The sequence below is a fragment of the Fibrobacter succinogenes subsp. succinogenes S85 genome (genome assembly GCF_000146505.1).
In the GTDB taxonomy this organism is placed as follows: Bacteria; Fibrobacterota; Fibrobacteria; order Fibrobacterales; family Fibrobacteraceae; genus Fibrobacter; species Fibrobacter succinogenes.
Genome location: NC_017448.1, coordinates 2,427,718 through 2,452,899, shown reverse-complemented (window position 1 = coordinate 2,452,899; position 25,182 = coordinate 2,427,718). Strand labels below are relative to the sequence as shown.

The 25,182-nt window shown below is 50.5% G+C and carries 20 protein-coding genes and 1 tRNA gene; 4 read left to right on the top strand and 17 right to left on the bottom strand.

Translation table 11 applies throughout. The features are described from left to right. Positions 1–10: 10 nt before the first annotated feature. From FSU_RS10110 to FSU_RS10070, 9 genes are all read right to left on the bottom strand, one after another. The gene (locus FSU_RS10110) at positions 11–775 is read right to left on the bottom strand and encodes a LytR/AlgR family response regulator transcription factor (protein ID WP_014546310.1); all 765 of its coding nucleotides are present in this window, start codon (positions 773–775) and stop codon (positions 11–13) included. Positions 776–787: 12 nt separating this feature from the next. Further along, on the bottom strand, positions 788–1,213 hold the full coding sequence (locus FSU_RS10105; protein WP_015732067.1) for a copper resistance protein NlpE N-terminal domain-containing protein: 426 nt from the start codon (positions 1,211–1,213) through the stop codon (positions 788–790). A gap of 46 nt (positions 1,214–1,259) precedes the next feature. Continuing rightward, positions 1,260–2,147, bottom strand: coding sequence for a formylglycine-generating enzyme family protein (locus FSU_RS10100; protein WP_014546308.1), 888 nt, complete (start codon positions 2,145–2,147; stop codon positions 1,260–1,262). A 30-nt stretch (positions 2,148–2,177) separates the two neighbouring features. Further along, positions 2,178–5,540, bottom strand: coding sequence for an alpha integrin (locus tag FSU_RS10095; RefSeq protein WP_014546307.1), 3,363 nt, complete (start codon positions 5,538–5,540; stop codon positions 2,178–2,180). A gap of 181 nt (positions 5,541–5,721) precedes the next feature. Then, positions 5,722–6,513, bottom strand: a complete 792-nt coding sequence (locus tag FSU_RS10090) for a hypothetical protein (protein WP_014546306.1) — start codon at positions 6,511–6,513, stop codon at positions 5,722–5,724. Between the two features lie 6 nt (positions 6,514–6,519). After that, entirely contained in the window at positions 6,520–8,433 is a 1,914-nt protein-coding gene (locus FSU_RS10085; protein ID WP_014546305.1) for a tetratricopeptide repeat protein, read from the bottom strand. An 11-nt stretch (positions 8,434–8,444) separates the two neighbouring features. Next, on the bottom strand, positions 8,445–9,206 hold the full coding sequence (locus FSU_RS10080; RefSeq protein ID WP_015732065.1) for a PASTA domain-containing protein: 762 nt from the start codon (positions 9,204–9,206) through the stop codon (positions 8,445–8,447). A 15-nt stretch (positions 9,207–9,221) separates the two neighbouring features. Then, complete coding sequence (locus FSU_RS10075) at positions 9,222–9,932, bottom strand: Crp/Fnr family transcriptional regulator (RefSeq protein WP_014546304.1); 711 nt, start codon at positions 9,930–9,932, stop codon at positions 9,222–9,224. 20 nt (positions 9,933–9,952) lie between these two features. Then, positions 9,953–11,236, bottom strand: coding sequence for an adenylosuccinate synthase (locus FSU_RS10070; RefSeq protein WP_014546303.1), 1,284 nt, complete (start codon positions 11,234–11,236; stop codon positions 9,953–9,955). A 211-nt stretch (positions 11,237–11,447) separates the two neighbouring features. Here FSU_RS10070 and FSU_RS10065 point away from each other — a divergent pair, with 211 nt between their 5' ends. Further along, the gene (locus FSU_RS10065) at positions 11,448–11,915 is read left to right on the top strand and encodes a hypothetical protein (RefSeq protein WP_015732063.1); all 468 of its coding nucleotides are present in this window, start codon (positions 11,448–11,450) and stop codon (positions 11,913–11,915) included. 25 nt (positions 11,916–11,940) lie between these two features. Here the strand turns inward: FSU_RS10065 and FSU_RS10060 are convergent, their stop codons facing one another. The 5 genes from FSU_RS10060 to aroA form a co-directional block, all read right to left on the bottom strand. Next, on the bottom strand, positions 11,941–12,591 hold the full coding sequence (locus FSU_RS10060) for a hypothetical protein (protein ID WP_014546302.1): 651 nt from the start codon (positions 12,589–12,591) through the stop codon (positions 11,941–11,943). After that, positions 12,584–13,528, bottom strand: coding sequence for a hypothetical protein (locus tag FSU_RS10055; RefSeq protein WP_014546301.1), 945 nt, complete (start codon positions 13,526–13,528; stop codon positions 12,584–12,586). Before FSU_RS10055 ends, FSU_RS10060 begins: the two co-directional genes overlap by 8 nt. Positions 13,529–13,748: 220 nt before the next feature. After that, complete coding sequence (gene dacB, locus FSU_RS10050) at positions 13,749–15,896, bottom strand: D-alanyl-D-alanine carboxypeptidase/D-alanyl-D-alanine endopeptidase (protein ID WP_014546300.1); 2,148 nt, start codon at positions 15,894–15,896, stop codon at positions 13,749–13,751. Positions 15,897–15,905: 9 nt separating this feature from the next. Beyond that, positions 15,906–17,507 (bottom strand): extracellular solute-binding protein, encoded by a 1,602-nt coding sequence (locus tag FSU_RS10045; RefSeq protein WP_014546299.1) that lies wholly within the window; start codon positions 17,505–17,507, stop codon positions 15,906–15,908. Next, positions 17,504–18,832, bottom strand: a complete 1,329-nt coding sequence (gene aroA, locus FSU_RS10040; RefSeq protein WP_014546298.1) for a 3-phosphoshikimate 1-carboxyvinyltransferase — start codon at positions 18,830–18,832, stop codon at positions 17,504–17,506. The genes FSU_RS10045 and aroA overlap by 4 nt, the downstream gene beginning before the upstream one ends. Before the next feature lie 89 nt (positions 18,833–18,921). On the opposite strand from aroA, the gene FSU_RS10035 reads away from it, so the two are divergent. Then, a complete protein-coding gene (locus FSU_RS10035) occupies positions 18,922–19,668 on the top strand; it encodes an acyl-[acyl-carrier-protein] thioesterase (RefSeq protein ID WP_014546297.1) in 747 nt (248 codons plus the stop codon). 12 nt (positions 19,669–19,680) lie between these two features. On the opposite strand, the gene FSU_RS10030 is transcribed toward FSU_RS10035, so the two are convergent. Continuing rightward, entirely contained in the window at positions 19,681–21,462 is a 1,782-nt protein-coding gene (locus tag FSU_RS10030) for a beta/alpha barrel domain-containing protein (protein WP_015732062.1), read from the bottom strand. 216 nt (positions 21,463–21,678) lie between these two features. Beyond that, positions 21,679–22,524 (bottom strand): ComEC/Rec2 family competence protein, encoded by an 846-nt coding sequence (locus FSU_RS10025; RefSeq protein ID WP_014546295.1) that lies wholly within the window; start codon positions 22,522–22,524, stop codon positions 21,679–21,681. Between the two features lie 137 nt (positions 22,525–22,661). Between FSU_RS10025 and FSU_RS10020 the strand changes: the two genes are divergently transcribed. Together FSU_RS10020 and FSU_RS10015 are read left to right on the top strand one after the other, a co-directional pair. Next, positions 22,662–23,018, top strand: a complete 357-nt coding sequence (locus tag FSU_RS10020) for a hypothetical protein (RefSeq protein WP_014546294.1) — start codon at positions 22,662–22,664, stop codon at positions 23,016–23,018. Between the two features lie 92 nt (positions 23,019–23,110). Continuing rightward, positions 23,111–23,184 (top strand) — tRNA-His (locus FSU_RS10015). An 80-nt stretch (positions 23,185–23,264) separates the two neighbouring features. Here FSU_RS10015 and FSU_RS10010 read toward each other — a convergent pair. Next, a complete protein-coding gene (locus tag FSU_RS10010; protein WP_014546293.1) occupies positions 23,265–25,169 on the bottom strand; it encodes a SpoIIE family protein phosphatase in 1,905 nt (634 codons plus the stop codon). Positions 25,170–25,182 lie beyond the last annotated feature (13 nt).

Genomic DNA, 25,182 nt, shown 5'->3' with positions numbered 1-25,182 from the left:
GGGCTCCAAATTACAGACTCTTAACGGTCTTAACAAAATTGCGGCTCACGGTAATCTGCGTACGGTTCTTATCGCGCAGCACAATGCACAAGCGGCCCGCATCGTTCTTGCGGATTTCGGCGATATAGTCAATAGCCACCAGGTGCGCACGATGCACACGGACAAACTGGCGCGGGTCGAGACGCTTTTCCAGTTCCACAAGCGTCAGGTCGATGATATACTGCGAAGTGGTCGTATAGGCAGTCGTGTATTTTTCTTCGCTCTGGAAACGGATGACCTCGTCCATGTTCACAAGCAAAATGCGGTCGGACTGCTTGACCTGCAAGCGCTGCATGTAAAGCCCGCTCGAGCTCATCAGCTCCTTGAACTTGTCCCACGAGAAATCTGCCGGAACGCCCAGGCCTTCTTCGTGCGGCATGCGCTTACGGAGCTTGCCCATTGTCGCCTGCAAGCGCTCAGGGTCAATCGGCTTCAAGAGGTAATCGACGACATTCTCTTCGTAAGCGCGGAGTGCAAAGTTGTCGTAGGCCGTGGTAAACACGATAAGCGGGATATCGTCTTCGTTGAGCGACTTCAGGACTTCGAACGCATCCATGTCAGGCATCTGGATATCAAGGAAAACGATATCCGGATCAAGCTCGTGAATTTTCTGGATAGTCTGCGCCCCGGAAGAGGCTTCGCCCAAAATTTCAATTTCGCTTGAATACGCTTCGAGCAGGGAGCGCATACGCACGCGAGCTAGCGGTTCATCATCGGCAATTAACGCAGTAAACATATTCTCTCGCTCTTATTTAATCTTTTTGTAGAAACGGACTAGTACAGCTTTCATGCCTTCGGCATCGCGATAGACTTCACCAAATTTCATATAGGCGAGGTTACCTACCCTATCGCGCTTGAACGCCCACTGTTTCGAATTATCCGAAAGGCTCACCTTTACGACGCTATCGGCAAACACAAACGTTCCACGAAGCGTATCGATTCGCAGGGAATCTTTCAAGATGGATTCAACCGCAAGGGCATTGCCATCTTTAAACAAGTCCATATCAACGACACGCTGCTTGCAATCATCACAAGGCATCTTTCCTGAATAAAAGCCGAAAACATCCGCAGGGATTTCTACGGGCGGCAAATCGGGAAGCGGTTCTTTCTTTTCTTCGGAACACGCCACAAAAAGTCCGCAAAGTATTGCGGTCAGCGCATAGGCAAACTTCATGCGTAATAATCTAAAAAATTTCAGACAAGACAAAAGGAGAGCGACTTTAAAAACCGGTAGAATAGACCAGTCTAAAGCCTAGAGTCGCCTTGGAGTGAGCCGGGTCCAGCTTTTCGCGTTCCTTCGGAGCGAGTGCGGTTACCTTGTCCGACCAGCCACCACCACGAACAATGCGGTAATCGCCTGTTTTGGGTCCCGTGTAATTATCGCTCTTGTTTTTCGGATAAGCGTCATACCAGTCATTCACCCATTCGGCCACATTGCCGGCCATGTCATACAGGCCAAAGTCATTCGGTGATTTTTGGGCGACTTCATCGGGTCCTGAAGTTTGTCCATAATAGGCATACTTGGAAGCGACATCAGTATCCCAGTAATAAGTCGTCGAGGTGCCGCCACGGGCTGCAATTTCCCATTCGTTCTCGGTCGGGAGCCTTATCGACGAAACGGAATAGTCAATGGACAAATCCACCAAAACGGAATCCTTAGAAATGGACTTGTAGACATAGGCCGTATCAAGCCCAGCCAACTTTGAGATGGCATTACAGAAGAGTGCGGCACGGAACCAATTCACATTGGAGACCGCACGTTTATCGCCTTCCTTGGACTGTTGCGGCAAGTCATTCATGACAAACTTATAAATCTTCTGGGTCACTTCCGTTGTCGCAATAGCAAACGAATTAACGCCAAATGAATTTACACCGCGAGTAATAGAGACCTTGGGGATTTGCACCCAGTCAAACAGATTAAAGATCGAGGGATCTATTTTTGAAGAATCCTTACTCGAAGAGGACTTGGAATCAGAAGAAGGCAGGCCACCATTGTCTATCGGGAAAACAACATCGCTTTCAACGGCATCGCCACTAGCCGTACACGCCACGAACGGAACGGACACGCACAATGCAAGCAAGCCTATCTTCACATAAGATTTACGCATGATTCAGTCCCCTTTGCAAAAACACTTCCGCTAGCGGACAACGCCCACGCGGTAAAGTTTCTGCTTCGTCTTGCCACTTTCGAACTTGACCTTTAAGCGAGCCGTATAGACGTCACTGCCGAGGTTACGCAAGTCGAGATTGGCCTGGTTCATGCCCGCAACGCCATCCGGAATGTTCGTCTTAAACACGCAGAGTCCCGTAATGTCGTACAGTTCAAGTTTCACCGACTGCGGCTTTGCGCCAAGATCCATGCGGATCTTAGCCTCGCCTCCGCGAACCGGGTTCGGGAAAATGAAGAAGTCCGTGATTTCATCCTTTGCCTTTGTAGCATTGACATCACCAAGCTTGGATGCATCGAAGAATCCCGTACGTTCGTTGCCCGCAGCAGGGAGCGCCCACGCAGCGGCAGCCTTTTCGGCACCGTTTGCGGCCTTGTCCAAGCGGAACGCCGTCACGCCATTTCTATGGAACGCATAAAGTTCCGGACCCTTGGAATCCTTGACTGCATCGGCAACAAAGATGCTCATCGGAACATTCTGCGTGAGCGAGTCCGTCGATTCGTAACTGCCCGCCGCAATCGGGAAGCGGTCAGAAACGCGCTTACCCTTGCCCGTGTAAGCATAAACAAGACCATCGCTCGACGGCACGAGAATTTCAGGAATCTTGTCACCCGTGACATCGACGATCAAGGGATCGCTATGGAATCCGGCAACAGGCGTGCCACGGTTAATCGTCACCGGGAAACCGTCTACAGGGACGCCAAAGCGGTCAAGTGCATAAACGAGATTATCGCCAAGGAACACGATTTCCGGATAGCCATCACCGTTGATATCGCCAAGAGCGATGCCAGACGTTTCGTCCTTGAGGCCGCTTGTGCCACGAGAACCGCGCTTGTATTCACGAGACCATTCCGCAGTAAGCTTTCCTTCGCCAAGCTTGAAACCTGCAACCGATCCGCGAGAGCCAAGCATCAAGGCTTCGACCGTACCATCGCGATCCAAGTCTGTACAGGCCACGCGGAACTGTTCATCATTCGCCGAAGAGAGCTGAGCATATCCAGTCTGCTTGCTAAAGCTCGGTTTTTCATCAGCATGGTTTTCGAGCGCAAACTTGCGCATAAAGATTTTGCCATTTTCGCCAACGACCACGCCATAGAAGTCCGTCTTGCCGACCTTGCATAGAGCCATGTCCTGCGGGCGCAAGCCTTCCGTCGATGTAAACGAGCGAGTCATTTCATCGGTCAAGTTCACCGTCCAGAATCCAGAATCCGAAGCAAAGAACAGGTGCGAATTGGCGACAATCGGGCCTGCCACGACCTCGTTAATTTTGGGAGCGCCAGAAACAGCCTTCTGCAAATCCATCACATCCTGCACCGGGACACCGGAATTCAAAGCAGTACGCACGAGCTTATCCTTGTGCAGCGAATAAACGCGTTCGCCATCACTTGCAATTCCAACAAGCTTGCCATTATTCGGTCCCAAGCGGTACAGGGGGATTTCACGCTTTGCATTGTCACGGGATACCATTCCCTGCACAATAGACGTATCCGAAACCGATACTTCATCGCCAAGGGCGTTCATCGCCTGCAACGTTCCGTCTTCGGAGGCAAACACAATCGCCTTGCCCGTCTCGTCATCTTCGTAATTCACAAACACCGCACCGCGCACCGCATTTGCAAGGCCGACGTTCTTCGGGAACTTTGAATTAGCGATGCTACCGTCATCGATGCTAATCGTCACGCGAATTACAGGAGCGGCAAAATTGATAACGCTATCGCCAACAAACGCATTCGCCGTCTTTTCGATACGGGCATCTTTCGGCACATCTACAGAAATCTTGATTCCTGTATAACCGCCCTGCGTCGTTGCCGTATTCGCATAGCCAGTCGGGAGGATCGTCTTCAACGTATCAAACTTCTTTTTCTCGGCAAAACGCAAATTCGGAAGCAAGTCTGCACCGCTACCAAAATCATAAGTATCTTCGCCAAGTGCATTCTTGAACGTCTTGCCGATACTCAGAACGCCATCGGATTCCACGAGCGAAAGCCCGAACTGATGGTCGCGATATTCATTACCACCCCAGTAGTTTGCAATTCCGTACTGGAGAGTTTCACGCAAGTACCAGTCGTTCACCTTCCATACGGCAATGCCGCTTGCCGGGAGGCCTACATCAAAGCTGCTCACGCCAAGCACAAGGCCTTTCGCCTTTTTCTTGTTCAGTTCGCACTTGCTCTTGACGCAGATGCTATCTTCAAACACCGTATAAATGCTATCGACAATGACCTTTCTTTTCAAAGTCGTATCGTTATTCTGTTTTGCCTCGCCAAGATACACTTCCACCATGCCATCCTTGGCCCAGGAACGCTGACGGTTTTCAATCAAGATGTATTCGCTTGCGCTCAAGGCGACCTTCACAATTTCGGTCCCGAGGCCGCTACCCGCAGCGGCAATATCGACAGTCACCGGATGCCCAGCCGTCGGACGCACTTCCTTGACCTTGGACCAGCCCATGTAAGCGCGTTCCCAAGCTGCAGGCAGTACCGGGAAAAATCCGTTGCCCGCATTGTAGCCCGCAAAGTCCATCATGTCAAAATAGCCCAGGCGAGAAATTCCCTTGGCAGCGTCGTACGTATTCGGCAAGCCCAGTTCACGCCCAATCTGGTTCACCACGAAACCGTTGATACCCCAGTTGAGGCCATCCTGCGAAGCCGTTTCGCTCACCACCATTACCGACTTGAGCGTATCGATCGAAGAACCCTTCAGCACAATGCCGTTGTTCAGGGAATCTTCCGAAATCGTAACGCCCGGAAGCGTATCAGGCAGGTATGTCCAAAAAACGCCAGAAATAAAAGAATCCCAAAAATCGCCCGGAGTGTTGGCACCCTTCGTACCCATGCTACCGCCATCCACAAGACTGCTTGCACCGGCATGCGCAATCATGAACGCACGCCTAGTATTCGGATTCTTGGAAAGCGGAATATTGAACGGGGAATCCTTGGAACCATGAGCCTTCATCACGACATCGTACACAAAGCGAACGTAATCGCAAGTGCGGGCGGAATCGTACTCGGCCGCCTTTTCGCCCTTGAGCCTCTGCGTGCGATTGTAATCAATCATCTGCTTGTCAAGCGTATAAACCGTGGGGATAATGCTATCCTTGATGAAAAGCTCGCCATTGCTGGCCGCCTGATAGTAGGCGTTTGCAAAGCCCAAGTGTTTTTTCCAGTAATGGATACTCTTGCGGCTCCCCGAAGGGTCCAGATTGTACGTTGCCGTATCGGAATCGAAAAGGCCCGAACCCGTCGTAAGCGAGTTATCCTTGGATTCTTCCTGGAACTGTACGCGCAGCACAAAGACTTCAAGCGTGTCAACGGCATGCGCCAAAGACGCCAAAGAGAGAACCCCTAAAAACAATGCGAAAAACTTGGCATTTAACTTCATGATTATAATTTACTAAAATAGAACTTAGAACTTAGAACTTAGAACTTAGTTTTTTTAATTTAAAGTCTACTTAGTAGGACAACTGCGTAAGGCGAGTGAAGCGAAAGTACAAGTAGAACGGAAAAAACGCTAGTTATTCACCGATGCGCTGGTAACTTCTTGGAATGTTGAGGCGCCAGGTGCCAGAGCCAAACGACTTGCCACGGGTAACTCGCCTCACCTGAAGTTTCAAAAACGTCGTTGAGTCACGTACAAAGGAAATTTTGGAGGGGGTTTTAACGCCCTTGAATTCCTTGTATTCCTCAATGACGAGCATTTCATCCTTGCCATCACGGCCAAGCGTCTGTAACCACAACACTTCACCATCCTTTTCGGCATAGGTATAGCGGCGAGTCAGGACATCACGAGCTTCGTGAATTTTCACAACGGAGGAATCGGAATCCGCAGCGCCCAAAATCACGGAATCGCGCACGGAAACCTCTTCAAGATTTTCGGGAACCACACGGCCGTCAAAGAGACCCGCCACCTGATGGATATGCACAAGCGGAAGCGATGGGTCGTTCAAAAGTCCGACCATGTAACCCGCCCCCTTCATGTACATTTTTTCCGTCGGGAACACCATCTGCCAACCCTCGGGGAGCCAGAGTAGCGAGGCGACACCAATGCCTAGCGAGCCCGTGAGTTCCATGCGGTAACGCTTGTTCGGAACAGAGAACAGCACTGCATCCAAGTCTTGCGACTTGCCATCAGGTGAATAAATCGTGAGGGAGAACAGCGCTTTCAAGCTATCGGCAGGAGCTTCTACATTCTGCGGTGCGGGATCAGTCGCCGGTTTTCCGCCGGTACAGCCCGTCAAAAAGAGCGCCAGAACCAGCAACAGAAAAAGTCCCCGCAAAAAGGCGCCATGTCGAGCCACCAAGGTCATAAAAACCTACTTCTTTTTGCCAAAGAACTTCAGCACAGCAGGGTGCTTGGGATTGAGCTTCTTCAACTTGTTGTAAGACTTGCGGGCATCCTTTTTCAAGCCAAGGGCTTCCTGAATGGCGCCCATGTGTTCCCAGAAAACATCGTCCCGGCTCATCTTCTTGCTGTCAATCAGCTGCATAGCCTGATAAGCTTCGTCAAAACGGCCCAAACGATACAGCCCCCAAGCCTTGGAATCCAAATAAGCATCCTTGGCCTCGCCATCCTTTTCAATGGCAAGCGCTTCGAGCACAAGCTTGTAGCCCTTTTCCACTTCGGCAGTCGAACGGTTCAGTTCAATGAGGGAATAGCCGTAATAGTTGAGTGTCGAAGCCCTTTCATGCGGGCTAAAGTCCGTAAGCTTGATCAGGTATTCAAACTGGCGGAACGATTCGTCGTAGCGCTTGAGGCGTTCCAGGTTCATCGCCATCGAGAGGCGAACGCGGTTGTACGAGGAATCTTTTGCGAAAAACGTTTCAAGCATATTTTCGGCACGGGTGCGATTGTCCAATGCACGAGCCTTCTTTGCAGAATCTGCCTTCAAGTCCTTTTCAAGATCCAGAGCTTCACCGATGAGCGCTCTTGAATAAATATCGAGTACCTGCAAATACTTGATCTGCGCTTCGTTCTTCATCTGCACGAGATTCGTGGAATCCACAACACCCGGAAGCGGTTTCCAGTTTTCCCAGAACTTCATGAGAGAATCAAGCAGGGGGAACGCCTTGTCGTACTTGTCGGCAAGCGCATATACAGAAGCAAGCAGCATACGCGTATCGCCGTTCGATACGGAATCGGACTTTTCAGCATACTTAATGGCCTGTGCAAGGTTCTGTTCGCTCGCGAATATGTTCACGAGACCAAGGTATGCACGGTTCGCATATTTCGGCTGTCCCTGCAACTTGTCGACAGAGGCGAGCAAGTGGACTTTCGCACTATCCATCATGCCCACATCATATTCATACTGCCCGATAAAGCAGAGCACCGCAGGTGTCCGGACTCCGTCTTCGTAATACTTCTTCCGTGCAAAGGCATAAGCGCTATCGCCCGCCATCGACGGGAGCACCATGATGGTCATTTCTTCGTCTTCGGGCTTTGCACTCGTGAGCGTATCGACAACGGCGACCGCTTCCTTGAAGCGCTTCATCGCCATGAGACCACGCACCTTCTGCAAAAGCATCTGCTTGTCGCCAGTCGCCTCGTGCGCCTTGCCAAAAAGTTCAACGACTGCAGAATCGCGGCCCATATCCAAAAGGAGCGAAAGCTGGCGCTGGAACAACGTAGAAAGGTAATTGACCTTCGGCAAAAGCAGGTCGTAGACTCGGACAAGTTCCTTTTCGTCGCGGACCATTTCAAGGAACAGACTGTAATCGTAAAGAAGGCCCATGTCCTGGTAGCGCGAGGAATCAAGCCCAAGCACAAAGTACTTGCGGCAAGAATCAACTTCACCCGCCTTCACGTAAAGGCGAGCAAGCAAGGCATACTGAGCTGCGGTGCGCTTGCCCTTAAGCTGAGAGGCCTTTTTCGCTTCAACAAGAGCAAGAGAATCCTCGCCTGCGGCCACCAAGCGTTCGGCCACACCAAAGCCCAAATAACGGCTTGTCGGATCAGCCTTGTAAGCCTGCTTCCAAAAGAAATCCGCTTGGCGCTGGTCGCCACGCATTTCCATATTTTTGGCAAGGAAGAAAAATTCGTGAGCCGCCTCAAGGTCCACTTCGACCTTGGGCTTTTCAGCTTTAGCTTCAACAGCCTTCTTGATGACGGCTGAATCGGCGGCAGTCAGCACAGGGGCTTCAACATCGGTCTTTTTTGAAGGTGCAGAACTACAGGCGCACAAAGCCGCCATACCCAAAGAAAGCACCCATGTAAAAAAGACACGACGCATTTATACAACCCCTAGTCCGCAATAATAAAGTTCACGCGTGCGCCCGGCTTGAGATAGTCACCGTACTTCGGAGAAGTTTCGATCACAGAACCTGGGCGAGCGCCGTCTTCACTCTTTTGGCGTTTCACAGAACCCACCTTGAAACCAAGCCTATCCATCTGCGGATAAACTTCGTCCATCAGGATTCCTTCAAAATTGGGGAGCAAAACTCTACCGGTCGTAGCGCCTGCAGAAATCACGACCTTCACCGTATCGCCCACGCGAACGGTATCGCCTGCAAGCGGGATGGTACGGATAACTGCACCACGCGGGATGCTCTGGTGAGCGCCCTGGATTGTACCGCCGTTGACAAGGCCTGCTCGGACAAGCGAGATATCCGCCTGCTTCTGGCTCTTGCCGCGCAAATCAGGAATAATCACCTTACGCAGCCCGAGGCTCTTCGTGAGCCTTACCGTACGGCCAATCTTTGCCGTGCGGCCAGCTTTGGGCATCTGCACAAGCACCATGCCAGCCGGCACCTGCGAGCTGTAACGGCCTTCCTTCACCCATTCAAACTTGAAGCCCGCCTCGGTCAAAGCCGTTTCAGCGGCCTTTTCCGAAAGCCCTTCGAGATTCGGCACCTTGCCCGTACTGGCAAACGCCCCTGCAAATGCAGGCATCAAAAGCTTATCGACCATGAAGACAAGCACAATGACAACAACAATCCAAATGACGAAAGCCTTGAAAATGGCGGTATGTCTAACCTTGTTCCAAAGCGACTTTATTTTATTCATAACAAATTCTTGGGCTTAGCCCTTGGTAGCTTTTTCTTGAAGCATGTCTTCGTCAAAGATGACGATATCCTTGCCGGTCATCGCAATTGCATTTGTCTTCACCAGCAAAGAGCAAATACGGCTTACTGTTTCGCGGGTCGTACCGGACATGTCGGCAAGTTGCTGTTGCGTCGGACGATTGTGGATAACTGTTACCATGTTTCCGTTGTCCGTATGGATGCGGACACCACGTTCCTGCATCAAATTCAAAAGCGTTCCCGCCACACGGCCAGACACAGACATTGTCGACAAGGAGCCAATCTGCTTGTTCGCCTTGCGCAGTCTCTTGCAGAGCTCGCTCATGAGAGCCATGGCGATTTCTGGAGTCTTGCGGATGAGGCTGAGGAACGATTCACGGTGGATGACGAGCAACTTCGCATCAGTCACCGTACGGACGGAGGCAGACCGGGGTTCGCCGTCAATGAGCGACATTTCCCCGAAAAAGTCCCCGCGTTCAAGGAAAGACAAAATGGTTTCGCGGCCATCAATGCCGGTCATGTAGACCTGCACGGACCCCATGGCGATCAGGTACAGAGCTTGTACCGAATCGTCCCCTTCCAGGACCACAGTCTCATCACGATTGTAGTTCTTGACGATTACCAGATTGGCAATCATCCCCAACTGTTCTTCGTTCAACTCAGAGAAGAGCTCGACGCCCTTCAACAAATCAACTGTGGATGTATCCATTTTATTTTCCCCTTTTTTAATTAGTCGAGATCAACGACGATGCTCTGATCGCGCTTAGCGCCGATAGAAATCATACCGATCTTCACGCCGACAAGTTCAGCCATGCGTTCGAGGTACTTGCGAGCGTTAGCCGGCAATTCTTCAAGCTTACGGCACTTGGTCGTATCGCACTTCCAACCCGGCATTTCTTCGTAAACCGGCACGCAACGTCCGACCTTGGAAAGCTGGTTCGGGAAGTTTTCAATCTTTTCACCATCGCATTCGTAGTGAGTGCAAATCTTGATGGTATCGAACGTGTCGAGCACGTCGAGCTTCGTGATGGCGAGGTGCGTGAGGCCATTCACCACGGCAGCCTTGCGGACCACCGGAGCGTCGAACCAACCGCAGCGGCGGTTACGACCGGTCGTTGCACCATATTCGTTACCGATCTTGCGGAGCGTGTCGCCCGTTTCGTCCAAAAGTTCGGTCGGGAACGGACCGTTACCCACGCGGGTCGTGTAAGCCTTGACGACACCGACAACCTGGTCGATAGCCGTGGGGCCAATGCCTGCGCCGCAGCTTGCGTAACCGGCAACCGTGTTGCTGGAGGTCACGAACGGGTAGGTACCCTGGTCGACGTCAAGGATAGTACCCTGAGCACCTTCGAACACGAGGCGCTTGCCTTCCTTCACTGCCTTGTAGAGCATTTCGCTCACGTCAGCAACGAACGGCTTGATCTTCTGGCCGAGTTCAAGATAGTCCTTGATGACCACTTCCGGATCAATTTCCGGAACATCGTACATCACCTTAAATTCTTCGTTGTGGACCTTGGCCATGGCTTCAACGCGCGGACGGAGTTCGCGTTCGTCCATGAGGTCACCCACGCGGACACCGATGCGGTTCACCTTGTCGCTATAGCACGGACCGATACCGCGACCCGTAGTACCGATAGCGGCCTTGCCGGCCTTCTTTTCCTTGGCGCGGTCCAAGGTGGAGTGGTACGGGAGCACGACGTGTGCGTTGTTAGCGATGAACAGACGGCCTTCCGGGTTGATGCCCTTCGTGTGAAGGTCAGCAATTTCGTTCAGAGTCTGGATCGGGTCGAGCACGACACCGTTACCGATGACGCAAATCTTGTCCGGGTGCATAATGCCCGAGGGAATAAGGTGGAAGACGAACTTCTTGTCGCCAACTTCCACAGTGTGACCGGCGTTAGCGCCGCCCTGGAAACGCACGATATAGTCTGCATCGAGCGTTAAGAAATCTACAACCTTGGCTTTTCCTTCGTCGCCCCACTGGGAGCCGATAACAACACGATTTGCCATAAATCCTTCGTTTTATTTCTTTGACAACCGAAACGGTTTCCCCAAGGTACTTCCCTGGAGCCCTTTTTCGCCATAAAGATAGTAAGAGCTACCATAAAAAGCGAACTTTACGCCCAAAATTAACTCACAATTTACCCCTAAAAACGAGGTCAAATCAAGGCGTTTCATTTTTGCGCGCTCCCGTAAAATACAAATTTCTTATCTTTAGGCCATGCCAGAAGAAATTACATCGCAAATCAAGAGGCTCGCGCCGCTTCTCGAAGAAGATTCCGAAGTTTTTCGCGAACTCACTACGTTCTTTGGCAAGAATGCCAAAATCGAGATGCACCACGGCGACCTTTCCAAGTTCCTTCAGGACAACAGAACGTTCGAAGTCGTGCGCGTAAGCGGCAAGAGCTACAAGGACTGCGTTTACGAGTTTGTGGACAACTATCCCGAAATGATGGACGCAATCGGCATGTTGCGCTACTACAAGGCGCCCGCCGGGAACATCAAGTGGGAAGAGGTCGAAGCCGCCGAAATTGCGATGGGCAACGAGCTCACGATGAATGCCTACGGGTGGGAACCCGACGCCTGGACGATTTTCGAAAACAACGCCTTTGACGAAGCCTCCGCGCCAGAAGACAAAAAAGGCGACTACAGCCTTGTGGCCATCGTCGCGCTAGATTCGCTGTTGTAGCGGTTTTTGGGGTATGAGCTCGGAGCTAAAGCTCCTTTGAGGTATGGGCAATTTCATTCTGAATTTCACTCACACCCCATGCTTTCACTTCTTGAGCTTCTTCCATCAAAGTTCGACGATGACCAAATCCGCCATTTCCAAAAGACAAATTTCCCTGATTCCATTTTCTATCACCTAATTCATGAGCATTATTGCTGGAACTATTCGCCGGATTCGAAAAAGAACGCCAATGGTAGATATACGAATCTCGAGGTTTCCTAGATGAATCGTCTTCGAAAATATTCTTGTTCAACCAATAGGTAAGTCGATCTTCACTATCATAACGACCAAGATTTGCCTTCCCTAAATAAACAGTATCATCGTAGGCTGAAGGAAGTTCTTCATCCAGTTTTTTAATAACATCGGATAATTTCGGATTAGCAAAAATCGTATCCTCTCCAATAATCGTCCCATACTCAACATGATCTTGGAACCACAGATCTTCCATTCCATAATCATCTTCCCAATAACTTTTTGGCATATGAGGCCAAATAAATCCTTCATTCCAGCCATATGCACCATGAACCATTAGGATATTGTAGTTTTCTACAGACTCCATCGGTTTGGAAACAGCGAAACAACTAATGGTAAAAACCATCACAAAAACAAGTAATTTTTCCACAATCACTCTATTCATAGGTTATGTAATCCCCATTTCCATCACCAAACGAAATACCTTGCGAATTAAAATTCGTTATCCATTTATGCCAGCCATTTCCAAAAGCACAAAGACTTTGATATATATTCATGTAACTCCCAATAAAGGCCACATTCGCAAATCTATTCAACTTAAATGTTTCTTTCATCAAGCTATCCTTAATTTCTGAATTTACAGCAACATACACATTAAACAAACGTTTATCCAAAAACAAACAATACACATCTTCACCTATCGCTTTTAAATCATCACATTTCCTAATCCATTCCAAATCCTTTTCCAGCCGTTTATAAGTAACAATTCTTTTCAAAGTATCCAAAACGGCATATTGACAATATTCATCACCATATTCTGGCGCAAAAAAAGCATTTTCTAAAGTTTTTCCGTTTACAGATGCAGTCCCCAAAACAATAAACTTGCCATCAACCCATTCATGTATACGCCTTGCATCAACTTTTTTACTACATCCTTCAAATTCAGGATTCAATTTCAATTCATGTGGTTTCTCTCCTATTTTCCATAACTTAATAGAATTGGGCAAGCCACTTCCCCAAACTACAGAATCCGTCAACTGCCCATAGAACCAACTTGACGAATGCAACTCCGATACAGAATCACACCACCGAGGGCCATCTTCCTGCACACGATAATTATAAACGCACAAACGAGGATTTCCGGCATCTTCATCGTCATAGCGCCCCCCATTCCACGTCTCTTTCGATTCTAGCCAAAAACGATAATCGCCCACCATCACCAACGAGTCATCGACAAAGCCGATAACCTTAGCATTTCGCCGAGTTCTTTCCCATTCAAACGTCACATCGTCCGAACACCCCCACATGCACTCGCATGCAAAGGCAACCACCAAAACGGCGAGCATTTTTTCAAATCCAAACGTTTTCACTTTCTTTTCCATAAGAGATTCTCCTATGTTTAAATTTTCAAAGATGAATTTATATAAAATTCCTTACAACTTCAAGACGCATCGTCCAAGTAGATGACTGCATGTATAAAAGCAAAGATAAAGGAGATGCCGTCCCCATCCGCGGATCATGACCACATAAATACTAAAGTATTAAGTGGTCAAAGAAAATAAAATCCGGCATGACAAAGGGCAATCTACTATTGACTAACAGCTAGTGCTGAATAAACTTAAAGAACGTGACGCCGGGGACTTTGCGGGTCTGCAGGTATTCGGCGAGCGGGACTTCTACGACTTGCTTCTTTTGCGATGAAGCGTGGCGCAGTATCGGCTTTTGTCCCGGATAGAAAATCACAAATCCCGTATGCGTGAGGTCAATCTTGTCAGAACTCCCGACAATGCCTACGCCAAGAACCTTCATGGCGCCCTTGTACGTTTTCTTTGCCATTTCAATCGCCTTGTCCAAAGGCATATAGCGCACATTGACAGGCGTATCCTTGCCCGTGTATTTCACGTTGTGGTTAGTGAAGAATTCCCTCTTGGGCATCGTGCGTTCCACAGAAACTTCGTTTTCCATCGGGATGACTTTTGCATACTTGCCTTCGCCCACCCAGTCGTCAAGCAGGTAATGCTTACGGTTGAGGAAACTCACCTTGCCGCCTTTATAACGGAGGCGCTGCAACTGGCGATACAGAGACTTTTCGCTCTTAGCCATCGCAAGGGCAACGACATGTTCCAAGTACGTCACACAATCAACTGAGTCCAGATAAACTAGCGGCTTATCTTCAACCGTATCCAAATGGCCTTCGCCCATCGGGCCAAGCTTATAGGGAGTTCCAATCAAGCGCTTCGAGAAATAATCCAGGCGCTTGTTGAGCCCGCTAACGCCCTGGGCATCAAGCCACAAAGTCTTCATTTGCAAAAGCGACTTGTAATTATTGTTGGTGTAGCTGATAAGGCGCATCCAAAGCGTATCGAGAACATCCTTGCTCTTGTAATCCGGATTGGTATTGGTGCCGTTCAAGTACATGGCCGCCGTCAGCGTATCGCCATCCACCGTGTAAATATAACCGACCAAGCCGTGGACTTCCGCAATGTAGCCCGTCTTGAATCGTGTAAGCCACGGGGCTTCAAAATCGATCATTCGCTTTGCACCGGAGCCCACGCCCGGACTTGCAAAACTATTGATATAGTAGGCACCCTTCGGGTGGCGAGCCATCTTCGCCAGCAATCTCGCGACTGTTGAAGGTTTCACCTTGTTTTCAGGAGAAAGTCCACTGCCATCGAACACTTCAAAATCAGATGCTTTCAGTCCCATATCCTGGAGGAACCGGCGTTCCGCCTTGCGACCGCCTTCAACGCTGCCTTCGCCTGCAATTTGCGCCCCGAGATTTCTCAACAGCGTTTCAGCATGGAAGTTCTGGCTGCGCTGATTGATTTCGTCAAGGATACTCAAGAGAGGCGCCGCCGAATACGAGAACTTTTTCAGTTCTGTATTGGAAGCAATTGTTGCATCTTCCTTAAAGACGATGCCGCGATCCTTGAGCGCGTACATAAACGCCGCCCTGAAATATCCAATCGGATTACGGATGGGGAGCACCATACTTGCAGAATCGATATCTTCGCCAATCGTCCCGCCAAGCGTAATGATAGACTTGTCCGGATCAATTCCATAGACCCATTTTTTCTTAGTTCCCTTGACAGTCTTTAAGTTGTTTACAACCTTGACATAGCCCACGTCGGGCTGTATAGAAACGACTGCAGTATCGCCAATGAAATACCCCGGCCAAAAACGGATGGTCACACAGTTGTCGTTAAAACCTAGCGGACCAATTTCAGCACCGTACCAGGAATCATAATAATTGCGGCGCCAATTTTCTGCCTTCCACGGACCCGTATAATAACTCGTATCCAAATCAATTTGACCTACAATCGTATCAACGCCCATCGCACGGAGGGAATCGGCCATGTTGTTCAAAATGTAGAACGGGTCATCGTAATATCTCGCCGAGATGTTCGGGTCGCCTTCGCCACGGACTTTAAGCGTTCCCGTCAGCGTACGCTTCTTTTTGTTGATATCGCCAAACACCGTCATTTCGGTTTTCGGCTCATAGTCTAAAGGCAACAAATGAATTGCAGCGGCCGTCGTCAAAGTCTTGAGCGTACTTGCCGGAGTGAACAATTCATTGCCGTTCACATTCCCGATTTCCTTGCCCATTTTCACAGAGCGAAGCGACATTCCAAAACGCGAGCCAGGCAAAAGCGAATCCACATAGCTCTTGTAAGAGGCCACGTTGACATGTGCAAAAAGCGGTGCCACAAAAAAAGGCAACAATGAGGCGACTTTAAACAACTTATTCATGAGCGAGAACTACTTCTTCTTTCTTTTATAGCAAGCCACAATTACACAGATGACCAAAAATCCTGCGCCAAGAGAAGCGAGCATGTACTTGGACGATACAAGCCAGCTTTTAAATTCGTCTGCCGCAGGCAACTCGCTCCGTCCAATGATATTGGCAGAGCTTTTTGGATAAATTTCTCTATATTCCTGTAAAAAGATGTGCTGAGCCCAGTGCATTCTTTCCGAGCCGTTTGAGCTGTCCGGATAATTCAGGATTCCATTGATTTTCGTATGGGCGTCATAGACCATCTGTGCAAGGGCAGCACTGCGTTTTTTCTTGTGCTTCGTCCTCACAAACATGGCTCCCATGCCATTTGAAAGATCTATCAGAATTTTTTCAACTTCGCCCCATTCCGGGATATTCGGGAAGCTACGGCTATGCTCAAGTTCAGCGACAATCTTGGAATAGCGCGAATCGCGATTCCAGATGTGGAGAATACTGCGATCTGCAGGCAAGAACCCGACCTGACGCGAGAACGCATCGATGTTGTCGGCGCGGAGCATGTAGGCAAGCAACTGTTCGGCAAGCACATACTTGGACGTGTCCTTCTTGTTGCCAAGCGCCAAGTGGCTACCGCCCATGAACGAGAATCTTCCATGCGGACCTGCAGGTAAATCCAAGACCTTGATGCCATCCTTTGCAATCGCCGAATTGGCAAGGCCACCGGCTTCTTCCGGATATTCCAGCTGCTTGATCAGTTCAGAAGTACCGTAATGGATCACGCGTTCCGAACGCACAAAGCCTTCGGCATTGTCCGATGAATTCTCGTACAAGCTAAGAGGCGCCATTTGCGCATCGCCCATGATGTTGGCGTAAAGCGCAAGTCCGACAAGCGTGTTCGAATCCAAAAGCGCACTGCGGTAACCCTTGCCTGCGGGCACTACGAAATCTCCACCATGGCTCCAGACAAACGGCGCCATGCACTGCTGACCCGCCCAGTCATCTTTTCCGGGAAGCGTAAACGGTGTCACCTTGACGCCTACTTCTGTCGTCAAATCCGAACTAGCAATAGTCTTCAAGACGCCAAGCACATGCGCATACGACTCAAAATCTGAATCCTCTAAACCGAGCTCGCGCCAAATGCGTTCGTTGACGAAAAAGCCGCGAACATCAATAAACCACGGCACCGCATACGTCTCGGGCTTTCCTGAAATATGCGTGCTGCGGAGGCCCTCGCCCAGGAATCGTGCCGTATCGATTTTCGAAATCAAGTTGTCGATAGGGCGGATGGCACCTGTCGATGCAAAATGAGGAACCCAAGTGGAACCAAGCTGAATCACGTCAGGAGCGACATCATTTGAATCGGCAAACGTGAACGTGATTTTTCTGAACGCTTCACCCCAGCTAAGCGAAGTCAGCTTGACCGGGATTCCCGTCTCGCGATAGAACTTTTTCACAAGGCGCTTCATCGCATTTTTTGAGCCAAGACCATTGTCCATGACCCAAATCGAAAGCGTATCTGCCGAAGTCGCCGCCGTAGCGGGGGCAGCAAGAGCGCCAAACACGAGGCCAGCGCAGATCGCGAGCCGTGCATAACTTGTGGCAAGAATCTTCGAGACGAGGCTTATCATTGAGCGAGTCTTCCGAAATCTTCAAAGAAATGGGGATAAGTCTTGTTCACACACGCAGGGTCGAGAATCTTGATGGGCACGCCACCGAGCGAGACAAGGCTAAAGCACATCGCCATGCGGTGGTCATTGTAAGTTTCAATCGTCGCCGGTCGCAATTCCTTCGGCGGTTCAATCGTAATCGAATCCATGTCAGAGGAGACGGTCGCACCCACTTTGCGGAGTTCTGCCACCATGGCCGCAATGCGGTCGGTCTCTTTCACGCGCCAGCTGCCAATGCCGCGAATCGTCGTCGGAGCATCCGCAAACAGAGCAAGCACGGCAAGCGTCATGGCGGCATCAGGAATTTCGACAGCGCTAAAATCGCCAAGGCTACGCAAACGGCGGTCTTTAGGTCCCTTGCAGATAATGCACTTTTCGCCACTAGGTTCCACGCTCGGAGTAACATCAACACCCATGCGCTTCAGGACATCGATAAAGGCAATATCGCCCTGGATACTGTCTTCACTGATTCCCAAGACCTTCACTTCACCACCAGAAATAGCGGCAGCGGCAAGGGGGTAAGTGGCAGAGCTTGCATCGCCCTCGACATAATAGTCACCGGGGCTCTGGTACACGCCCTGCGGCACGTAGAAGTCCGTCAGGTCGTTGTGGCGCACGTTCACGCCAAAGCACTTCATCACATCGAGCGTGAGTTCAATGTACGGTGCAGAAATCAGCTTGCCTTCCACATGGATGTGAAGCGGGGTCTTGCAGTACGGAGCGCAAATCAAAAGGGCCGTGAGGTACTGGCTCGAAATGTTACCGCGAACGCTCACATCGCCACCCTTGAGACCATCGGCCTTGATGCGGACCGGCGGGTAGCCTTCGGATTCCAGATACTTGATGTCGGCACCAAGCGTACTGAGCGCATCGACCAAGTCGAGAATCGGGCGTTCACCCATGCGTTCTTCACCGCGCAAAATGAACTTGCCCCAGCCAAGCGAAAGCGCGGCCGTCAAGGAGCGCATCGCCGTACCGGCGTTCCCGAGATAAAGCTCCACCGGGAAATTGCCTGCATCAAACGGCTTGCCATGGCCTTCAACAACAGCATCCGTATAATCGTCCGAAAAATCAACCTTCACGCCAAGACGTTTTAAAGCCTCGCCCATATAGCGGGTATCGTCGCTACGCAGCAGGTTGTGCAAGCGAGTTGTCCCGTTAGCAATGGCCGAAATCAAAAGCACACGATTGGTAATACTTTTGGACCCCGGAACACGGATAGAACCATTAAATGAATGATAAGCGTCAAGCTGTTTAAAACTAGGGCGAAATTGAGAGTCGTTCATACAAGAAAAATTATACATTATTATCATACCGTGTTTTTTCGGGTACAGCGAAAGCATGTCGAAAATCACATAACCACGTGAGGAATATCATGGAACCAGAAGTCACCACCAAAAATTTTGAAGTGCGTTTCTCGGACTGCGACCACCACAGCCGACTCAAACTTTCAAATCTCTTCTTGTTCATGGAAGAAACCGCCATCGCCGATGCCGAACAGAACGGCTTTGGGATATGGAAGATGATGAAGGCAGGCTACACCACGGTCATCACGCGACTGAAGATTCGCCTGTTGCACCACCCGGTCTGGGGCGAAAAGCTTTCCATCTCGACGTGGGCAAAGGACATTATCAAGGACAAAGTTTGTCTTAAGGATTATTCCATTCTCGATGCGCAGGGGCATTCCATCGCGCAGGCGACTTCTTCGTGGCTCTTGGTGAACATGAAGACCGGCAAGGCAGAAAACCCGGCCAACGCACCGTACCCGATTCCGCTCATTCAGGGCAAGAACGCGCTCCCCGAAATGATGGATATTTTGGACCCGCAAGTCGACCCGCAAATTGTAGCGACAGAAATCGCAAAGTATAGCGACTTGGACATGAACAAGCACGTAAACCACTGCCGCTATGTGGACTGGGTGACAAACTCACTCGACCCGCAGGAACTCAAGAGCCGCAGAATCCGTTCAATACAGATAAATTACATTTCGCAGATTCCGCTCGGCGGCAAGGTGAACATTGTGCGTTTCAAGAACACGAACCACCATGCGTATATTTTCGGGACGAACGCTGACGACATGACGCAATGCCACTTCCAGGCAAGAATCGGTTTCGCTGATTAAAGCAATTTTTTCTTACAACAGCGCATTTTTCAGCAAGCGTTCTTCGATTTCGAAGGCGCTTGGTTTGTCTTTGGGCGTAAGGCGCTTGCCTGTGCCGTAAAGGTGCTGCATCATTTCTAGAAGCGTGTATTCGCGGTCGAAATAGCCGATGTCCGGGTTCGGGCAAATGGTAACCGGTTCGCGAGTGCGAGCATGCTGCGAGCCACGAGCGACGGCGACACATTCCGGCTGGTAATGGAGCGATGGGCTCTTCTCGCGGATTTCTTCACGGCCAGCATTTCCGAGAAATCGGCAGATGCATTCACGCGATAGCGTGACGCGGCGGAGCTTGTCGTACTTTTTGCGAATTACCGCCATTGAATTTTCACAAGCATTAGCGGCACTAGATTCTCGCGACCTTTCATGAATTTCATCATCATGGTGCGACTGCATTTTACACGATTCAATATCTTCTTGTTCAAGCTCGTCGATTTCAGCGAGACGGTGCATCACGTACTCGCGAGACGCCATGCAAACGGGATGGTCAAAGCCGGGGATATTTTGGCAAAGGTAATGCTGACGGCACGGGAATCCGGGTTTCAGTTCAGAGCTTCCAGATTTTTCTGATTCTGGCGCGAAATATTCCTGAATTTTCTGCTCACAAATTCTTGCCGCCGTCGATGTTTGCAGATTCACGAACGGGATGCCGAGCGGTGATGCATGACTGATGCAAACATCTTCGGGCTTTGCGCTCGCAAGCAATCTTCGAGTTTCCTTATCGACGCTGGTCGCCTGCGGTACAAGCAAAAACGGAGTCCCGACACCCACGCCATCAATCCCGAGCGACAAGACTTGAGCAATATCTTCGGGAGCGCAAAGCCCGCCCTGCGCGGTAATCCGCGCAGGCAACGGCGGCGGGAGAATTCCTTGCACTGGGACGTTTGCAGCACTCAACGCAGATGCATTGGCATTATTGTCCCCCGCGATACAAGAAGCAGCGAACTTCGCAATCATCGTGCGCGTGGTTTCGAAAAGTTCTTTGCGCTTTTCGACAAATTCCCGGACAACATCGAGCAATAACTTCTTGGACTCAAAGAACGCATGACCGCCGCAGTTCACGCCCGATTCAATGCGGTATTCGTAAACCTCCAAGCCCTTCTTTGCTAAATAGCGGCCCTGAATGAGCGCCGAGCGGTAATCCGAGACTTTCAGGATAATCTTCTTTTTCGGAGGTCTTTTGCCCGTCCTGTAAAAGTCCTTGCACTTTGCAATTTCTTCAAAAACGGACAAGTTCACGCCCGCGCTGAGAACAAGCGCTCCCGATACCTTTGAAGCGGCAAAGCCGCGAACCGCATCAAAAGCAGCCTCTTCGTGATTGAGGCCAACCATGATGTTTGCCTGGATTTCGCCCGGTTCCATTTTCTCGGTGAGGGCCGCCTCGGCTGCAATGCGGGCAAGCCCCGTCTTTGCAAAAATGCCATCGTATTCCACGCGGAGCCTGGAATCTAGCGGAAGCATCAGAAAATAAAGGTCCTTGTCGCTACCGCCATCAAAACGGCACGCACAAAGACGCGTAAACTTGCGTTCTACTTCGTCTGCAACAAAGTCCAAATACGAGCGGATGCGGCCAATGCGAGTTGTCTGCGGAGAGCCCAAGTCAAGGCCCAAGCGTTCTGCATAAGCCATGCGGTATTCTTCAAGGAGGCCATCATCCACAAGCGAAATCACGGACGTGATTCCCAAATGCGCTACACGAATCGGCGTATCCGCCGTATAGCAAATGCCCATCACCGGGATGTGAATCTTGTGAACCATAACCCTCAAAAACCTCGCGATTGCGATGGGAACAATATAAAAAAAGTGGTTGGTGGTTTGCACGCTTTGAGGTCGTGCTAAAGCACTATGGGGTCGCTACGCTTTGAGGTCGCCTAGCTCTGCTAGGCTTTGGGCTTGAGATAATAACTTGATATTACACACCCATACCCCATAGCCCAAAGCGACCGAAGGGAGCGAGCCCATACCCCATTCCCCCTACGGTACAACCACGCCCATGCTTGGGGAGAGTTCAAAGCGAAGAGTGCCTTGTAAATCGGTGCGATAAAGTTTCAGCGAATCGCCGAGCACCAAGTTCAACTTACGGACAACAGATGGCACAGGATGCCCATAGCGGTTCTCCGCACCAACGCTCACAAACGCGTACTTCGGCGATACCTGCGACAAGAAGCTTAGCGTATTGCTCCCGGCCGAACCGTGATGCGCCACCTGCAAAAGTTCAGCCGAAAGCGTCGGGTTCATCTCAAGCACATGACGCTCGCCCACCGAATCCAGGTCACCCGTCAAAAGCATCTTGCTTGCTCCAAACTTTCCGAGTAGCACCAAGCTCGCGCGATTCTCGCCCACACGAAGATAACTCGTCGGCCACAACACATCAAAGCCATTAGACCCACCCCCAAAACTTACGTTCTCGCCTCGCAATAGCGTATCCACTGGCATTCCAAGCGCTCTCGCCACCCGCAAGACACTATCGCGATAAAAGCCGCCCGCCGTATCCGGCCCCACGTACAGACGCCGCACAAAAACGTCCCGCCCTACAAGTTCCATAAACCCGCCAATATGGTCCCGATGATTATGGCTCAGCACCACCCATTCAAGCGTATCGACCCCGCGCGCCAAAAGCGAATCCACCACGCCAACCGAATCTGGCCCAAAATCGTACATCGCATAGCGACCGTCATATTCGAGGAGCACCGCTAGCCCCTGCCCTACGTCTATCGCCGTCGCATGCAGCGAAGTTTCGCCTTCCGCCGACCCGCTCACGTACATGCAACCGCCCAAAAAGACCGAAGCCGCCACCATCAAAGTCCAAAAAATCCTCATAAACATTCCTTTTTTTAAGGGTTCCTATTTATATAACACACACGAAAAGGCGTTTTGGACTAAAACAACCCCAACAAAATTCAATTTTTTTACAAAAACGACGTTTTTTATTATCTTTACTACTAATTGAGGTCTCTATGCAATTACCTAAGTACAAAAAGAAGAAACGCATCAAGCTCAAAGTCTGCCAGGAACCCGGTTGCGGCCGTGAATTCTGGGGTCACCCGATCGCGAAGTACTGCGAACTGCACCGCGACATCAAGCAGCGCCAAAAGCAAAAGAAGGATATCGAGAACATCGAATCCAAAAACATCATTTTCCGCCACAACTACACGGAAGCCATGGACTTGGAATTCAAGTGCTGCCTCGAAGGCTGCAACAACACGTTCACGATCCGCATGTTCCCGAAGCAGTACGTGTACCCGCGCTTCTGCATGGAACACAGAAACGACTTCAAGCGTGCAAATTTCCTCCGAATCATGCAGAAAAAGTAGTCGTCACGCGCTAAAAACAAATTTTTTAGAAAAAAGTGTTTGCCATCCCTTGAAATTTGGGATGGCTTTTTTATATTTGGTCTCGCTACATGGTGGATGTAGCTCAATTGGTTAGAGTCCCAGATTGTGATTCTGGATGTTGCCGGTTCGAGTCCGGTCATCCACCCGAAAAAGACCTTGCGAAAGCAAGGTCTTTTTTCATTTCACGCGCATATTTCGCGAGCTTTCGGGCATTCCGCAGCAGCGTCAACCGCCCACGAACTTGAGCGCGAGCATGGTAATGTCATCGAACTGCGGAGCATCGCCCACAAATTCATCAATCCTGGACTTCACGAACGGGCAAATTTCGGCAGGTTCGCGATTGCCGGCATCGCGGAGCGTCTGCAAGAGCCTTTCGTCACCAAACAGATTCTCGTTCGCATCCGTCGCCTCGGTCACACCATCCGTGTACAAGAAAATCGTATCGCCTGGATTCAGCTTGAGCGTCTGGCGCTTGTAGCGGGTCCCTTCCATCGCGGCAATCACAAGACCGGGCTTGCTCTTTGCAAACTCGACCGTACCGTCGGCACGGCGAATCGCCGGCGGGTTATGCCCCGCACATGCAAATTCCACTTCGCCCGTACGCAAATCGAGAACTCCCATCCAGACCGTGACGAACATGTTGAGATAATTGCGGAACGCCAAACGGTCATTCACAACGTTGAACGTATCCACCACCGAAGTGCCCGCAAGCAAAACACTCTTGAGCATCGAGCGCGCCGACATCATGAGGAGCGCCGCCGGGACGCCCTTGCCCGACACGTCTGCGATCAAGAAGGCAAGTCTGTCCTTATCGACCTTGCAAAAATCATAGAAGTCGCCACCCACCGCCTTTGCAGGCAAAATAAACGGAGAAAGCAAATGGCGGGCATCCTTCACGCCCTCGTCATCATCGCTACGCGCAAGCAACCCGAGCTGGATCTTGCGAGCCATTTCCAGTTCGCTCGCCACGCGTTCGGCACCCTTCTGCTTTTCAATATTTTCCTTGAGCGAATCACGCATGCGACCAAACGCATCGGCGAACTCCGCAATTTCGTCCTTGCCATCAACCGGCGGAATCTCCACGTCAAAGTCGCCCTGTCCCAAACGCTTAGCCACCCCTGCAAGCGCCTTGAGCGGTCGCGTCACACGACTCGAAATCACGAGCACAAGCACAATCATCAAGATATAGCTTGCCAAGCCAAGGATGCCAAGCACCGACGCCATCTTACGTTGTTTTGCAAAGAATTCATCCGCAGGCCACACGACGCCGAAAATCCAGCCGTCCACCTTCATGTGCGAAAAATAGATGCAAGCCTTTTCGCCACTAAACGTCTTGCCAAGCAAAAGTCCGCTGCGCAAATCGCGGACCGCACTCTCAAAAGCAGACAAGCCCGCCTCATGACCCTTCGCCAGCGAATGGAGCGATTCCTTGAAAACCCATTCATCGCGCGGATGCGCCACAAACCTGTTTTCGGCAGAGAGGATAAACGCATATCCCGAGTTTTCAATATTTATCGAGGAGACCGCATCGCGCAAGAACGAGACAAAAATATCAAGCCCGACAACACCCTTGAATTTCTTGGAACCATCGGGGAGCGTCTGGTAAAAAGGCATCGCATAAAGCGCCACCGGCTGGTCCGCATAGACGCCAATAAACGGTTCATACCACTGGCCCTTGCCCGTTTCGATGGACTGTTTGTACCAAGGCATTTCACGGTAGTCCTTCACCTCCATGAGCTTGCCCTCGAGACCGTGCCCCGTGATGCGCATGAACTCGCGACCGTTCCGTTCAGGCTCATAGGCGATAAACAGCGCAGACGCAATCGGATTTTTCTCATGGGTGCGCACGTATTCCACCGGCAAAAACTCCTCGATATCCTTCTTGCTCAAGTCGCCACGTTCGAGCATCGCCACAATGTTTTTTACAACCGCGGCGTTATCTTCAAAGATATTGTCGATGGAAGACACGTGCTTTTCACTGATTTCCTGACCACGTGCCATGATGAGTTCCGACATCCTCGAGCTGACCTGCTGCTGAAGCATAAAAATCATCGCGACAAAGATCACCGTGATGCCGAGCAATATCAAAACAGTCTGTTTAAACGCAAGGCTGTGAAAATTCAATTTCATCAAAACCCCTCGA

Excerpts from the sequence above, each read along its gene's own strand:
- dacB (WP_014546300.1), bottom strand. The coding sequence starts at position 15,896 with ATGAATAAGTTGTTTAAAGTCGCCTCATTGTTGCCTTTTTTTGTGGCA.
- FSU_RS10085 (WP_014546305.1), bottom strand. The coding sequence starts at position 8,433 with ATGCGTCGTGTCTTTTTTACATGGGTGCTTTCTTTGGGTATGGCGGCT.
- FSU_RS10055 (WP_014546301.1), bottom strand. The coding sequence starts at position 13,528 with ATGGAAAAGAAAGTGAAAACGTTTGGATTTGAAAAAATGCTCGCCGTT.
- aroA (WP_014546298.1), bottom strand. The coding sequence starts at position 18,832 with ATGAACGACTCTCAATTTCGCCCTAGTTTTAAACAGCTTGACGCTTAT.
- FSU_RS10075 (WP_014546304.1), bottom strand. The coding sequence starts at position 9,932 with ATGGATACATCCACAGTTGATTTGTTGAAGGGCGTCGAGCTCTTCTCT.
- FSU_RS10020 (WP_014546294.1), top strand. The coding sequence starts at position 22,662 with ATGCAATTACCTAAGTACAAAAAGAAGAAACGCATCAAGCTCAAAGTC.
- FSU_RS10065 (WP_015732063.1), top strand. The coding sequence starts at position 11,448 with ATGCCAGAAGAAATTACATCGCAAATCAAGAGGCTCGCGCCGCTTCTC.
- FSU_RS10105 (WP_015732067.1), bottom strand. The coding sequence starts at position 1,213 with ATGAAGTTTGCCTATGCGCTGACCGCAATACTTTGCGGACTTTTTGTG.
- FSU_RS10060 (WP_014546302.1), bottom strand. The coding sequence starts at position 12,591 with ATGAATAGAGTGATTGTGGAAAAATTACTTGTTTTTGTGATGGTTTTT.
- FSU_RS10025 (WP_014546295.1), bottom strand. The coding sequence starts at position 22,524 with ATGAGGATTTTTTGGACTTTGATGGTGGCGGCTTCGGTCTTTTTGGGC.
- FSU_RS10030 (WP_015732062.1), bottom strand. The coding sequence starts at position 21,462 with ATGGTTCACAAGATTCACATCCCGGTGATGGGCATTTGCTATACGGCG.
- FSU_RS10090 (WP_014546306.1), bottom strand. The coding sequence starts at position 6,513 with ATGACCTTGGTGGCTCGACATGGCGCCTTTTTGCGGGGACTTTTTCTG.
- FSU_RS10110 (WP_014546310.1), bottom strand. The coding sequence starts at position 775 with ATGTTTACTGCGTTAATTGCCGATGATGAACCGCTAGCTCGCGTGCGT.
- FSU_RS10045 (WP_014546299.1), bottom strand. The coding sequence starts at position 17,507 with ATGATAAGCCTCGTCTCGAAGATTCTTGCCACAAGTTATGCACGGCTC.
- FSU_RS10035 (WP_014546297.1), top strand. The coding sequence starts at position 18,922 with ATGGAACCAGAAGTCACCACCAAAAATTTTGAAGTGCGTTTCTCGGAC.
- FSU_RS10100 (WP_014546308.1), bottom strand. The coding sequence starts at position 2,147 with ATGCGTAAATCTTATGTGAAGATAGGCTTGCTTGCATTGTGCGTGTCC.
- FSU_RS10080 (WP_015732065.1), bottom strand. The coding sequence starts at position 9,206 with ATGAATAAAATAAAGTCGCTTTGGAACAAGGTTAGACATACCGCCATT.
- FSU_RS10070 (WP_014546303.1), bottom strand. The coding sequence starts at position 11,236 with ATGGCAAATCGTGTTGTTATCGGCTCCCAGTGGGGCGACGAAGGAAAA.
- FSU_RS10010 (WP_014546293.1), bottom strand. The coding sequence starts at position 25,169 with ATGAAATTGAATTTTCACAGCCTTGCGTTTAAACAGACTGTTTTGATA.